The sequence below is a fragment of the Pseudomonas sp. BIOMIG1BAC genome (genome assembly GCF_001705995.2).
Lineage (GTDB): Bacteria > Pseudomonadota > Gammaproteobacteria > Pseudomonadales > Pseudomonadaceae > Aquipseudomonas > Aquipseudomonas sessilinigenes.
The window spans coordinates 2,569,245-2,582,657 of record NZ_CP049045.1 but is presented as its reverse complement, the minus strand read 5'-3'; the positions used below and the strand labels follow the sequence as shown (position 1 = coordinate 2,582,657).

The 13,413-nt window shown below is 52.9% G+C and carries 11 protein-coding genes; 8 read left to right on the top strand and 3 right to left on the bottom strand.

The genetic code is table 11. The features are described from left to right. The first annotated feature begins 283 nt into the window (after positions 1 to 283). From ATY02_RS12365 to ATY02_RS12330, 8 genes are all read left to right on the top strand, one after another. On the top strand, positions 284 to 889 hold the full coding sequence (locus tag ATY02_RS12365) for a helix-turn-helix domain-containing protein (protein WP_068578960.1): 606 nt from the start codon (positions 284 to 286) through the stop codon (positions 887 to 889). Positions 890 to 1,100: 211 nt separating this feature from the next. Continuing rightward, on the top strand, positions 1,101 to 1,967 hold the full coding sequence (purU, locus tag ATY02_RS12360; protein WP_068578958.1) for a formyltetrahydrofolate deformylase: 867 nt from the start codon (positions 1,101 to 1,103) through the stop codon (positions 1,965 to 1,967). Beyond that, complete coding sequence (gene folD / locus ATY02_RS12355) at positions 1,964 to 2,866, top strand: bifunctional methylenetetrahydrofolate dehydrogenase/methenyltetrahydrofolate cyclohydrolase FolD (RefSeq protein ID WP_068578957.1); 903 nt, start codon at positions 1,964 to 1,966, stop codon at positions 2,864 to 2,866. Before purU ends, folD begins: the two co-directional genes overlap by 4 nt. Continuing rightward, positions 2,848 to 4,089, top strand: a complete 1,242-nt coding sequence (locus tag ATY02_RS12350; RefSeq protein WP_068578955.1) for an FAD-dependent oxidoreductase — start codon at positions 2,848 to 2,850, stop codon at positions 4,087 to 4,089. Before folD ends, ATY02_RS12350 begins: the two co-directional genes overlap by 19 nt. A gap of 12 nt (positions 4,090 to 4,101) precedes the next feature. Then, positions 4,102 to 4,404 (top strand): sarcosine oxidase subunit delta, encoded by a 303-nt coding sequence (locus ATY02_RS12345; protein ID WP_068578953.1) that lies wholly within the window; start codon positions 4,102 to 4,104, stop codon positions 4,402 to 4,404. After that, a complete protein-coding gene (locus ATY02_RS12340; RefSeq protein ID WP_068578952.1) occupies positions 4,401 to 7,298 on the top strand; it encodes a 2Fe-2S iron-sulfur cluster-binding protein in 2,898 nt (965 codons plus the stop codon). Before ATY02_RS12345 ends, ATY02_RS12340 begins: the two co-directional genes overlap by 4 nt. A gap of 2 nt (positions 7,299 to 7,300) precedes the next feature. Beyond that, on the top strand, positions 7,301 to 7,903 hold the full coding sequence (locus ATY02_RS12335; RefSeq protein ID WP_068578950.1) for a sarcosine oxidase subunit gamma: 603 nt from the start codon (positions 7,301 to 7,303) through the stop codon (positions 7,901 to 7,903). Between the two features lie 76 nt (positions 7,904 to 7,979). Then, complete coding sequence (locus tag ATY02_RS12330) at positions 7,980 to 8,768, top strand: IclR family transcriptional regulator (RefSeq protein WP_068578948.1); 789 nt, start codon at positions 7,980 to 7,982, stop codon at positions 8,766 to 8,768. A 163-nt stretch (positions 8,769 to 8,931) separates the two neighbouring features. On the opposite strand, the gene ATY02_RS12325 is transcribed toward ATY02_RS12330, so the two are convergent. The 3 genes from ATY02_RS12325 to ATY02_RS12315 all read right to left on the bottom strand — a co-directional run bounded on the left by ATY02_RS12325 (position 8,932) and on the right by ATY02_RS12315 (position 13,383). Next, on the bottom strand, positions 8,932 to 10,257 hold the full coding sequence (locus ATY02_RS12325) for an ammonium transporter (RefSeq protein WP_068578947.1): 1,326 nt from the start codon (positions 10,255 to 10,257) through the stop codon (positions 8,932 to 8,934). 768 nt (positions 10,258 to 11,025) lie between these two features. Beyond that, the gene (locus tag ATY02_RS12320; protein ID WP_068578946.1) at positions 11,026 to 12,249 is read right to left on the bottom strand and encodes a multidrug effflux MFS transporter; all 1,224 of its coding nucleotides are present in this window, start codon (positions 12,247 to 12,249) and stop codon (positions 11,026 to 11,028) included. Between the two features lie 741 nt (positions 12,250 to 12,990). Next, positions 12,991 to 13,383 (bottom strand): YybH family protein, encoded by a 393-nt coding sequence (locus ATY02_RS12315; RefSeq protein WP_068578944.1) that lies wholly within the window; start codon positions 13,381 to 13,383, stop codon positions 12,991 to 12,993. Positions 13,384 to 13,413 lie beyond the last annotated feature (30 nt).

Below are 13,413 nucleotides of genomic sequence, written 5' to 3'. Positions count from 1 at the left end.
CAGTTGCTGCCGATCGGCACATGTGTGATGAGCCTGATGTCGGAGCGTTGTACTGCATCGCTAAAATTCCCACAAGGAAATTTTATTTCCCAATAGGAATGCAAACCGGCTGCCAACTCTTGCCACCTACCCCAAAGGAGGTAAAAAAGAGGACGTCTGACTACGACATATGGGAAAATTTATTTCCCTGCACGAATAAATTGACGGATGCAGCGACTCCAAATTTGTATTGATGCGCACTTTTAGTGCGATCAAATGACCAACGCGAGCAAAGGGTGCAAGCATGAACGAAGCAGTCGAACACCAACCTCGGCTCAAGCTGGAGCAATACTTGGGACTGCAGATAAAGCGTCAACGCCAAGCTCAAGATCTAAAACTGTCAGATGTCGCCCGTATTGCTGGAATTAGCCAAGGGATGGTGAGCAAGATAGAGAATGCTCAGGTCTCAACGAGTCTGGATACGCTCAGTCGGCTCTGCGATGTTTTGGGCATGCCAATGTCCAAACTCTTCAGTCAGTATGACCAACAGGGCAGCAATGCATTGCTGGTAAAACGCGATGAAGGTCTTGAGGTGGTGCGTCGCGGAACCGAGAAAGGCCACACTTATCATTTGCTCAACCACACTCGTGGACCGAACAGGAGCTTTGAGGCCTATATGGTCACAATGGATGACGCAAGTGAGGAGTTTCCAACCTTTGCCCATTCCGGCACTGAGTTTCTGCATTTGCTGGAGGGGGAGCTGCATTACCGCCACGGTAATCAGGTCTATAGAATGGAAGCCGGTGACAGCTTGACCTTCGACGGCGAGATCCCACACGGCCCTGAGTTACTGGTGCAGGTGCCGATCCGACTATTGTCCATCGTGAACTACACAGCGACTGGTGAGTAAAACGCCCGTCCACCTACGTCCCCACCTTGCCAAGAGGCTCGTCTGAGACGAAACCTCTTTCCTGGCAGGAAATTAATTTTCACAAAACGCTAGACACTCCTCCCGTCGTTCACCTATAAAAGCACCACAGGAATATATTATTCCCCGTGAGAATTTTTCCACCCATAAATTTCCCGGTGATGACCTGCCCGTCACCTCCCGAGGATCCACCATGAACGATACAAATACCTACATTCTGAAGGTCAGTTGCCCGGCGACTTCAGGGATTGTGGCTGCCGTGACGTCTTATCTCGCAGACAGTCACTGCTACATAGGTGAAATGTCGCAGTTCGACGACGAGATCAATAACACCTTCTTTATGCGCGCGGTTTTCCGCTTCAACGTGGACCATCCAGGCGCAGACCTAGAACAGATCAGGGCAGGATTCACCGACGTTGCGAGCAAATTCAACATGTCTTGGGACCTGTTCGATAAGAGCAAACCGATGCGGGTGTTGTTAATGGTCAGCAAATTCGATCATTGCTTGAGCGACCTGCTTTATCGCCACAGTAAGGGCGAAATGGACATGAATATTACCGCAGTGGTTTCCAACCACCTCGATCTTCGTCCAATGGCCGAACGTGAAGGCATTCGTTTCATTTACTTGCCGGTTACCAAGGATACCAAGGCCAAACAAGAAGCGGAGCTGATGAAAATCGTCGACGAAACCCAGACAGACCTGGTGGTTCTCGCCCGCTATATGCAAATTCTGTCCAACGATTTGTGCAAACAATTATCGGGTCGGGCAATCAACATTCACCACTCGTTTTTGCCTGGTTTCAAAGGGGCCAAGCCATACCATCAGGCTTATGAACGCGGTGTAAAACTCATCGGGGCGACGGCTCATTATGTGACCAGCGATCTGGACGAAGGCCCGATTATTGAGCAAGAAATACAACGAGTCGATCATGCCTATTTACCTGATGATCTTGTTGCCATTGGCCGGGATACGGAGACCGTAGCACTGTCAAAGGCCGTGAAGTATCACCTGCAACACCGCGTTTTTCTCAATAACGACCGCACGGTGATCTTCCGATGAACGCGCATAAATTGATTGATGGCAAAGCGGCCGCCGGCCGCGTACTGGCACAGGTAAAAAAAGAAGTCGCAGACTTGGTCATCGACGGTATCAACCCCTGCCTGGCTGTAATTCTTGTAGGTGAAGACCCGGCAAGCCAAGTCTACGTGCGCAATAAAGTGCTTCGCGCCGAAGAGTCCGGAATTTTGTCGATCGAACACAAATTGCCTGCCGACACCAGTGAAGCCAAGGTCTTGAATTTGATTCATGCCCTTAACTCCGACCCTGCTGTACACGGAATTCTGCTCCAATTGCCTTTGCCCAAACACGTCGAAGAGACACGAGCGCTCCAGGCCATCGACCCACGCAAAGATGTCGATGGTTTTCACAGCGAAAACGTGGGTGGCCTGAGTCAAGGACGTGATGTCTTGACGCCATGCACTCCCACCGGCTGCATGTACCTACTGCATGAAACGTTGGGTGATTTGCGCGGCAAACACGCGGTCGTAGTGGGTCGCTCCAACATCGTAGGCAAACCCATGGCCGCCTTGCTGTTGCAAGCCGATTGCACGGTGACAGTGTTGCACTCGCGCAGTCGCAATCCCCAAGACATCGCACGCCAGGCCGATATTGTGATCGCGGCGGTAGGTCGTCCGCGGATGATCGACGCCAGTTGGCTAAAACCCGGCGCCGTCGTGATCGATGTTGGAATCAATCGTATTCAGGACGGTGATCGCAGTCGACTTGTCGGCGACGTAGACACCGATGATGTTCTGTCCTTGGTGTCGGCTGTAACGCCAGTTCCTGGCGGCGTAGGCCCCATGACCATCGCTTTCCTCATGAAAAACACCGTGATTGCTGCCCGGCAGCAATTCAAGGCTCAACAGCCTTCGGAGGCAGCATGCCTTTCAATCTCCTGAAATATGGGCTGAGCTCGGAATATCCGGTCGAAGTTGATCTTCCCGCCCCTAAAGAGCTCAAGTCCTCCTACGATGTGGTCATTATTGGCGGTGGGGGCCATGGGCTAGCGACGGCTTACTACTTATCCAAATACCACGGCATTACAAATATTGCGGTGTTGGAAAAGTCCTATCTGGGCGGTGGCAATACCGCCCGAAATACGGCAGTGATTCGCTCCAACTACCTCACCAGTGATGGCGTAAAGTTTTACGCGGAGTCAGTGAGGATGTTTGAAGGGCTGTCGAATGAATTCGACTTCAACATCATGTACTCACAACGTGGCCAGCTCACCTTGGCACATACCGATGCTACCGTGCGCTCATTTCGCCAACGGGCGGAAGTGAACAAACATCACGGTGGCCGCTCCGAACTCATCGACCGCCAACAGATTCGCGAACTCGTACCCTCGCTTAATCTGGACCCAGGCCACATTCCTGTATTGGCAGGTCTATGGCACTTGGATGGCGCCACCGCACGCCATGATGCCGTGGCCTGGGGCTACGCCAAACAAGCTGCAAAACGTGGCGTGGAAATCCATCAGCTCACTGAAGTACAAGATCTGGTCATTGAAAACGGCACCATCACGGCCGTCAAAACCAACCGCGGAACGATCAAATGCGGGTGCGTAGTGCAGGCTGTCGCGGGCATGAGTTCACAGCTCATGAAAAAAGCCGGCATACGCTCGCCCATTCAAACCTTCCCGCTGCAAGCGATGGTGACACAACCGTTCAAACCCTTCCTGGATCCGCTGGTGAGCTCATCGGCCTTGCACTGTTATGTGCAGCAGACTAGCCGAGGCGAAGTGGTGTTTGGTGGCGGCTCCGACCCCTACCCTCTCTTCAACACCCGCTCCACTCTGGACCTCAAAGAAAGCCTGCTGGCTCATGCCATCGAGATGTTCCCATTTCTGGCCAACGCCCAACTGATGCGCCAGTGGGCCGGGATCACCGACATGACTCCGGATTACAGTCCAATCATGGGACTGTCACCCGTAAAGAACTACTACCTGGATGCTGGCTGGGGAACCTGGGGCTTCAAGGCCACTCCGATCTGCGGCAAAACCATGGCCGAACTCGTAGCCAGTGGCGGCCAGGTCCCCGACTTGATCAAACCTTTTGGTCTGGAGCGCTTTTCGACCTTCCAGCAAGTTAACGAGATGGGCGCCACGGCAGCCAGCCATTAAGGAGAGCGGAACATGAAAGTGATGATATGCCCGCTCAACGGGCCGCGAAATATCAGCGAATTCACCTACGGCGGCGAGTTCAAAAACATGCCAAACCCGGCGACCTGTACCGACGCCGAGTGGGCCGACTACGTTTTCAACAGCGATGACGCCCTGGGTGTGGTTCGCGAATGGTGGATGCACACCCCATCGAGTTACTGGTTCCTCGCCGAACGTCACACCGGCAGCGACGAGATCCTGCGCACCTTTGATCCAATGGAACTGTTCACCGCTCGCATCGAATTTGCCACACCCACCAAGGAGTTAATAGGATGAGCCGCTTACCTGCTCCCATGGGCCTGCTGATCGATCGCGAGAAACCGCTCAATTTCAACTTCGACGGCGTGGCCTATCGAGGCTTCCAGGGCGACAGTATCGCCAGTGCGCTTATCGCTAACGGTCGCTTCCTGATTTCCCGCTCGTTCAAGTACCACCGCCCACGCGGAGTGCTGACTATGGCTGGCCAGGATGCGAATAGCCTGGTTCAACTTCCCCATGAGCCTAATGTGTTGGCAGATGCCTATGCATTAGAGGAAGGCCTCACCGTCACGGGACAAAACTTCAACGGCTCTTTGAACAATGACAAGGACGCCTATCTGGGCAAATTCTCAAAGTTCATGCCGGTGGGCTTTTACTATCGCTCCTTCTACAAGCCCAAGGGCATGTGGAAAGTGTGGGAGCCGATCATTCGCAAGAAGGCGGGGCTGGGCGTGCTGGATCTTGAGTTCCGGCCCGAGTATTACGACAAGGCTTATCTGTTCACAGATCTGGCAGTGATCGGTGCCGGGCCGGCCGGTCTGCAAGCCGCACTGACCGCCGCAAACGCGGGCGCCAAGGTTCTTTTGATAGAGCAGCAACCGCTATTAGGCGGTTCTCTCACCTATGCCCGTTTCGACATCGAAGGCGTACGTGCCAGCACCCTGCGTCAAGCGCTCGTCAGCGCAGTCGAAAGCCATGCCAATATCCGGATCCTCAAAGAAGCCACTTGCAACGCATGGTTCACCGACAACTACCTGCCTGTTATCCAAGGCAAGCGGATGTTCAAGGTACGTGCAACTCAATGCCTGATCGCCAGCGGTTCGTTCGATCAGCCGGTGATCTTTCGCAACAACGATTTACCAGGAATTATGCTCAGCAGTGCCGCCCTGCGACTGATGAAGCTCTACGCGGTCAAACCCGGCAAACGCGCTGTGGTTCTAACGGGCAATGACGATGGCTATCTCGCGGCGCTCGACCTTCATGACCAAGGGGTTAGCGTCGCTGCCGTCGTTGATATGCGTAACGGGCCAGACAACCGGGACTTGCTGAATGCCTTGACCCGGCGCTCAATCGCGCTGAAGGTCGCCACGACGGTCTACGAGGCGCTGCATGAAAAAGGCATGCGTCACATCAGCGGTGTCGAACTGCGCAAAATAACTGGTCAGGGGCAAGTCGCAACCGCCAGCGAGCAAATAGACTGCGACCTGCTGTGCATGTCGGCAGGCTATATGCCTGTGTACCAACTGCTCTGTCAGGCAGGAGGCAAGTTAAGCTATGACGATCAATTGGCTGAATTCACCCTCAGCGGGCAGCCAAAAAATCTGAGTTTCTGCGGCTCGGTGAACGGTCGCCACGCACTGGACAATGTACTCGCGGACGGCGCCAATTGTGCTGCCGATATCGTAACTTCGCTAGGGCTCGCGACGAGCGAAGACCGATCAGTCTTTCGCCCTGAAGCAAAAGTCAATTTCGCCTGGCCAATCTTCCCTCATCCAAAAGGCAAAGACTTCGTTGATTTTGATGAAGACCTGCAAGTGCGGGACATCGTTAACGCCACGAAGATCGGCTACCGCGATATACAACTGGTGAAGCGATACTCCACGGTCGGTATGGGGCCGTCTCAAGGCCGTCACTCCGCGCTGCCAACGGCTCGTCTGGTAGCGGCGTCGACGAACCGGAACATCAGCGAAACCGGCGTGACCACCGCACGGCCGCCCTTTGTCGCCGAGAAACTCGCTCACGTTGCAGGTCGTGCTTTTGATCCGTACCGTCAGACCCCGATGCATCGCCGCCACTTGGATGCAGGCGCCAAGATGATGCCCGCCGGGATCTGGCAACGGCCGGCGTACTACGGCAAAACAACCGAGCGGGATAAAGTCATGCAGGCCGAAGCGCTGCATGTACGAAACAAGGTCGGAATCATTGACGTATCGACATTAGGAGGCCTGGACATTCGTGGGCCGGATGCGGCGGAACTGCTGAATCGCATGTACACCTTTGCGTTTCTCAAGCAACCGATTGGACGGTCGCGTTATGCATTGATGACCAACGAACATGGCGTCGTGATTGACGATGGCGTATGCGCCCGGTTTGCTGAAAACCACTTCTACGTGACGGCGACCACCAGCGGTGTCGATCGCATTTATCAGCAAATGCTCAAGTGGAATGCGCAGTGGCGATTGGATGTCGACATCGCCAATGTCACCGCTGCGATCAGTGCTGTTAATGTCGCGGGACCCGATTCGCGCAAAGTGGTGAAAAAACTCTGTACCGATCTTGATATGTCGGCAGAGGGTTTCCCTTACCTAGGCGTCCGTACAGGAACGGTGGCGGGAATCAAGGCGCGCCTGCTACGTGTCGGTTTTGTGGGTGAACTGGGTTACGAAATCCACGTCCCCTCACGGCACGCCTTGGCGCTCTGGGATGCTCTGATGCAGGCCGGTGTTGAATACGATATCCGGCCATTCGGGGTCGAAACACAACGTCTGCTGCGCCTTGAAAAAGGTCATGTAATCATCAGTCAGGACACAGACGGCATGACTCATCCAGCAGAGATTGACATGGGCTGGGCAGTCAGTCGCACCAAACCTTTTTTCGTCGGCCGTCGTTCAGTGGACATCCTCGAAGCTCAGCCAATGAAACGCAAATTAGTCGGCTTTAATTTGCCTAAAAACAGCCCACAGCCGCTTGAGGGTCATCTGGTGCTCAATGGGCCTGACATCAGCGGTAGCGTGACGTCCTGCGAATACTCGCAAACGCTGGGAACCATCATCGGCCTGGCCTATGCGGACGCCTCACAAAGCGCGCCAGGGCAACAGATTCCCATACGCGTGGAGGGCGGCTTGGTGGTACACGCCACGGTAGTGAAGTTGCCGTTCTTTGACCCCGATAATAAACGTCAGGAGCTATAGCGATGAACAACTTACGAGCGGAAGATCTTATGGAGAAAAGCCCTCTGGCGGTTTTGCAGCACTGCGGTTTGGTCGATTTTTCTGACCTTGCGCGGGTAGGTTTTCGCGGTATGCAAAGTAGAGAATATCTTCAAAATCGTGGCTTTGAACTACCGGAGCGGCCAAATCAAGCGGTGGTCCAAACAGATGGCAGCTACGTGGCCAGACTTTCCGCGACGGAATATTTAATCCTGGGAAGTTTGCAGGACCGTGGACAACGCATCGCCGATGAGGAAGCGCGGTGGGAGTTGGATCATCAAGCCAACTATCTGCTGCCTCGTCATGACAGTCATGCGTGGCTGCAGCTTAGCGGCGCTCACATCGCCGAGATTATGGCCAAGCTGTGCGGCGTCGACCTGAGAACTCAGGCATTCACAGTGGGTGATGTGGTACAGACTTCAGCTGCACGTATCAATGTGATCATCATCAATGTCGGGCTGGATAACGTTCCCTGTTTCCAAATCCTCTGTGACCGTGCCTCGAAAGAATATTTTGCCGACGCGGTGCTTGACGCAATGGCAGAGTACGGCGGAAAAGCCCTTTCATTCAGTACGATAATGCACTAACACGATTAACGTTACGCTCTGCACGTTCGGCACCTTCGGCACCTTCGGGTGCCGATGTCATTTCGGAGACATCGATATGGGCATCTTGCTGGAATCAATGGATAAAGAAACCGCAGATTACATGGTACCCGCCCTTCAGCGCGGCTTGAGTATCCTGAGCATGTTCGACGCCAATGTCCGCTCCCTTTCAATTAATGACATTGCCAGGCAACTGGGGATTACCCCCTCGTCGTGCTACAGAATCCTGTTCACCTTGACCGAGATGGGCTACTTGAATAAATCGGGGGCCTACTACGAGTTGGGTGCCAGTGTTATCAGCGCAGGCTTCAGCTATCTGGCCAGCCGCGACCTAGTCGATGTAGCCATGCCCCACCTGAATCGGTTACGCGATCACACTTCGCTTTCTAGCCATCTGAGCATCAGGGAGCAGACGGAGAGTCTTTACATTTACCGGGCATTCGCCGTGCAGCGACTATCAGTGAACATCCCCATTGGAACTCGCATCGCTTGCCATTGCACAGCGATGGGGCGAGTGCTCCTCTCGGGCCTGAACGAAGCCGAGGTAGACTCGCTGTACCAGAACGTCCGCCTGGACGACTACCCTGCGCCCTCAGCACGCACGCTGACGGAGCTCCAAATCATGCTCGAAGGGGATCGTCATCGTGGCTGGGTGGTCCATCGATCTGACTACTCAACCTCGTTGGCGGCAGGGATCAAGGACCACACCGGTCACATCATCGCGGCAGCGAACCTCTCAGGTCCGGATGCAGTCATGGATACACCGGGGACTCAAGAGCACCTGTTGGAGAAATTGTTAAGCGCTACCCAAGCAATATCAACTGCCTTGGGCGCACCTCAAAAATGAAGGTCGATGGGTACTGTCATGACGAAGACCACCCGATGACGAACAACAAACGTCACGCTGGCCCCAAATACAAAACGCCCTCTGCGATTGCAGAGGGCGTTTTGTTCAGCTACGACATCGGGACAAAAACCGCGCCTAATTACCAGCCCCTTTCAACGTTGTTTCAGTTCGAATGCTTGTAACCCACTTCTCCATGGGACGACAAATCCAGGCCATCAATCTCTTGCTCTTCGTCGACTCTAAGGCCGCTACAGACAAGACTGGCGAGCTTATACGCGATCCAGCTGGTAATAGCGGAAAAGGCGATGCTGAATAACAGGACGCCACCATTGACCAGCATCTGATCGACCAAATTGCGCCCCCCTGTGAACCCTAGCCCGCCCAATGAGGTTAGGGCAAATATAGGCGTTAATACCCCCCCAATGATTCCACCGACCCCGTGTACGCCGAAAACATCAAATGCATCATCCAGTCCTAGGCGAGGCTTTAATTTCTCCACGGCCCACAGGCAAATCGGAGCGACGATAAAGCCCAGCATAATGGCACCCATCGGGCCGACAAAACCGCATGCTGGTGTGACGGCCACTAACCCTGCGATGGCCCCGGAAACTCCGCCTAGCATGCTCGGCTTGCCGCGATGCCGCCACTCTGCAAACAGCCAGCCTAGCGCTCCAGCGGCGCTGGCGAGCATGGTATTGACGATGACCAAGACCGCAAAACCGTTCGCCATCAGCGCGCAACCTCCGCAGAAACCCAACCAGCCAACCCATAGCATTGAGCCGCCCGTCATGGTCATAGTCATGTTGTGCGGTGCTAAAGCGGAAGTTCCAAAACCACGGCGTCGGCCGAGCAGGTAGGCACCCACGAGGGAGGCAATCCCTACATTGACGTGGACCACATTGCCGCCTGCGAAATCCTGAACGCCAAGATCGAAAACCCATCCTCCCCCCCATGCCATATGAGCCATGGGGATGTAATTGATGGTGAGCCAGATGGCCATGAAGACTAATACCGCTGAAAATTTCATTCGCTCTGCGCTTCCTCCGACGATAATCGCCGGCGTGATTGCGGCAAATAGCATCATAAAAAGAAAGTACAGCAGTTCAGGGATAGTGCCCTGCAGGGATTGCGGGCCAACGCCCGTCAGAAACAGCTTGTCGAATCCACCGATCCAGGCCTGCCATTCCCCACCGGAAGTAAACGTCAGGCTATAGCCATAGATTGCGAACAGCACGGACATCAATGACGCGACAGAAAAAACCTGCATCAAAACGGAGAGAACATTCTTGCTACGCGACAAACCGCCATAAAAAAGCGCCAAACCTGGCAAGGTCATCAGCAAAACGACTAATGAACATGTCACAACGAAAGCTGTGTCGCCGCTATTAAGCATCGGTGCATCCTCCGAAGCTCGTACTGCACCGGAGGACGAGGCAAACAAGATCAAGGTCAGCACTTTGGATCGTCGGAATGCAGAAATATCGAGCATAGATGGACTCCTTATATTGATTACTTTCGACGTCGACGACGTCTGACAAGTCGACTCAGCGAGATTGGCGGCACTTCCCATTGGGAAATATTTTTTCTCACCAAGAAAGCAATCAGCCTGCCATCTACATCTCCTCTACCTCCAAGGAGGTATCGTTAGCCCCTAAACTTGCTACTGAACGGCGGTAACGCAATGTTAACGTGCGGAAGCTCGCAGCAGCCCGTCTGACGAAATGAAACGAAATGGTGCATTTCTAGAACCAATATCCCTATTCCAGGCGTACCTGTTACACAAGGCAGATGAGAGGCCCGTTAGCATCAATCGTAATTCGCGAGATGGACTCTAAATCACAACCGCTGTGTTAGGACGTCAATGGTTGGCAGCATCGGCTCAATTAACATCGCAATTCTACCCAGGTAGACACAATCTCTGGTTGGTTTAGCTTTCCAGATCGTGATTCGTATACCGCTCAAGATCGATCAGCTGCATCAAGCTAATAAAAAAGATACAAGTGATCTCGATCCTTTTAAGTCGAATATGACTCTACAACGCACATACCGGTTTCTGAGCCGGCAATACCATCAAAACAGTCTCACTGAATCCGCAGTGAACGATAAGTAGGCCTGTGAACAATGCTCAAAACTGATATCAATCCATTTCCGATTAGTAACCCACACAATAGGGCGCCAACCATTCGTGAATGGCAAACGTTACGTTATGGCACTTGGGACACGGTAGTCGTCAGTAGGAGTACGCGTTGACCCTCCATTAGTCAGCTTGCGGGCAGTCAGAAGATCGCTCCCGCGATTTCCGGCGAGCACCGTGCACTGCCAAGCAGGCAGCCGCAGCACAAACTGTGAGGAACATTGCCATTATCCAAGGCTCATGGCTCGACAGCAGCCCTAATAAAACCCCAGCCAAGCCACCGACGGCATATTGCAAAACACCGAATAATGCAGAAGCCGCACCGTGACGCCCCTCGCCGTGCTCCATCGCCAGCGCAATCACGTTGCCCCAGACCAAACCTAGACTCCAAATTGCCCCACACAATGGAACAACGATTAAAAGGAATTTCTCCGACGTGAGGCATATAGCCAATAAGATTGCTGTCAATGCGAAGTGAACATGAAGCGTACGATGTAACACTGTTAAAGCAGAGTATTTGCGCAAAAGAAAAAAATTTATCATACCCGTGAGAAGCATCCCTAAACCGTTCAAAGCGAGAAACCAGCTGAATTCCTCGGGGCTGACGTGGAATGACTCAATAAAAACGAAAGGAGCGCTCCCTATATAGGAAAACAACCCGGCAGTAACGAACGCACTCGCCATTGTGAAGTTCATGTATTTTCGACAACGCAGCAAGCTGCAGTAGTCGCGAATGGTTTTGCTCATTACTCCCGTTGACCGGCCCTCAGGCACCAGTGTTTCGGGCACAAAAAAGAACACACAAACCAGACATATAAGTCCGAACACCAAAAGTACCCAAAACACACTTCTCCAGTCCCAATGCGTAAGCAACGCTGAACCTGCCAAGGGAGCAAAAATCGGGGCCACACTCATTATATGCATAAGTATTGCGTAGATCTGCGCCGCGGAGTCACTAGAGTATCGATCCGCAACGATAGCGCGAGGCACCACCAGCCCTGCCGCAGCGCCAACAGCTTGTAAAAATCGACCGATTAGCAAGACTTCGATAAAGGGTGCCGTAAGGATGAGCAATGTACCTGCGACAAAAAGTGCCATACCGAGCATCAACGGCCATCGCCTTCCATAACGATCAGCCATAGGACCGACGCATGCTTGGCCTATAGCGAGCCCTATCAGAAAAATGGTAAGACTCGCCTGAACACGCCCCGCAGTAGTTCCAAAGTGCATCTGGATCGAGGGCATAGCTGGCAGATACATATCAATCGCAATGGCGTCGATAGCAGTGAGCAATCCGAGGACTGCGATCAGGACTATGGAACGGATGCGGACTGTATCAAAGTACATAACGGTACACTCATTTCGTTGTTTGCACACGATTCTCTTGTGCAAGGGTGGGCCGAAAAAGCGACACTGATATATCGTGTGAAAATAGCAAGGGTAATCGCATTTGACCTACTGCTACTTCAAAGTAACAGCAAAAACCAGTTCGGCTTGGCAATGTCTAGCTTGAACTCGTGCATCCTCGATAATTACCCAAGTGTTTTCGTACAGAACGTGTAGCATCCGTCCGAAACAAGCACCGCGCGTCTTGCGGAATCGATGAAATTTAGTTGAGGGATTGCACGTGACGCTCGATTACGGTCAAACACAAACCTGACCCTTCGTTAATCAAGTTCATTTCGCTAAACGTGAAGGAACGCTGCTAAACCGACCGGTAGCGGCTTGCGATCAATATCCCGTTAGAATAATGAATGAGCAGCGTCAACTCCGACACGATTCCAGGTTGCTCTTAGAATGCGCATTGTCTGCCAAGAAACCGTTGAGGCAGTCGGCTACTTGTGTCCTGGCGGTACGGTCGAAAATAGTGCCTTGTCCCTGGAGCATCACTACCTTCGAAGTGCTTCTGGAGGACACTGGAAACTATGCACTACGCTATCGGAACGACTCATTCACAAACCTAAAAATGATTGATCGAATCCATGTGTTCCCAATTGCTTCACGAGCGGACTCATTTTATTGTGCGGAGTGTCAATGCACAAAAGCTGACAAGAATGAGAGAGGGCTATAAAAGCCCTCTCAAGTAACTCAGCCAGGAATGACTCCTTCCGAGTACATGTCCGCTGCGATTCTCCAACCTTGAGATTCAAGCTTCCAAACGAAGAGGCTCTTCATGTTGAAAGTTTCACCATCCTTTGGCTGAACGCTCCAAGTCACCCATGTGTAAGCGACAGTGGGCACCAGTGCACGCAGTCGATCGATACGTATACTGGCCGAACGAGTGTCAACTAACATGCCGGCAACGAGCTCGGCTAAAGCGGCGCTTCCTGAGTAGAGCTCAGGGGTGCCCGCTCCAGTGATTTCGGTGTCATTGGTGTAAAGTTCCTTCACGATTCCTGAAGCATCCTGTTCTTTCCAGAGCGCCTCAAGGACATCCAGACGCTCTCTGAGAGCAACGTTCAATTCATCCGACTGTTGCATTGTAAAAAACCTCTTCTTTTAAGATTAGAA

Bases quoted from the DNA above. Each gene is read 5' to 3' on its own strand.
- ATY02_RS12335 (WP_068578950.1), top strand. From the start codon at position 7,301: ATGAACAACTTACGAGCGGAAGATCTTATGGAGAAAAGCCCTCTGGCG.
- purU (WP_068578958.1), top strand. From the start codon at position 1,101: ATGAACGATACAAATACCTACATTCTGAAGGTCAGTTGCCCGGCGACT.
- ATY02_RS12365 (WP_068578960.1), top strand. From the start codon at position 284: ATGAACGAAGCAGTCGAACACCAACCTCGGCTCAAGCTGGAGCAATAC.
- ATY02_RS12315 (WP_068578944.1), bottom strand. From the start codon at position 13,383: ATGCAACAGTCGGATGAATTGAACGTTGCTCTCAGAGAGCGTCTGGAT.
- ATY02_RS12345 (WP_068578953.1), top strand. From the start codon at position 4,102: ATGAAAGTGATGATATGCCCGCTCAACGGGCCGCGAAATATCAGCGAA.
- ATY02_RS12340 (WP_068578952.1), top strand. From the start codon at position 4,401: ATGAGCCGCTTACCTGCTCCCATGGGCCTGCTGATCGATCGCGAGAAA.
- ATY02_RS12350 (WP_068578955.1), top strand. From the start codon at position 2,848: ATGCCTTTCAATCTCCTGAAATATGGGCTGAGCTCGGAATATCCGGTC.
- ATY02_RS12320 (WP_068578946.1), bottom strand. From the start codon at position 12,249: ATGTACTTTGATACAGTCCGCATCCGTTCCATAGTCCTGATCGCAGTC.
- ATY02_RS12325 (WP_068578947.1), bottom strand. From the start codon at position 10,257: ATGCTCGATATTTCTGCATTCCGACGATCCAAAGTGCTGACCTTGATC.
- ATY02_RS12330 (WP_068578948.1), top strand. From the start codon at position 7,980: ATGGGCATCTTGCTGGAATCAATGGATAAAGAAACCGCAGATTACATG.
- folD (WP_068578957.1), top strand. From the start codon at position 1,964: ATGAACGCGCATAAATTGATTGATGGCAAAGCGGCCGCCGGCCGCGTA.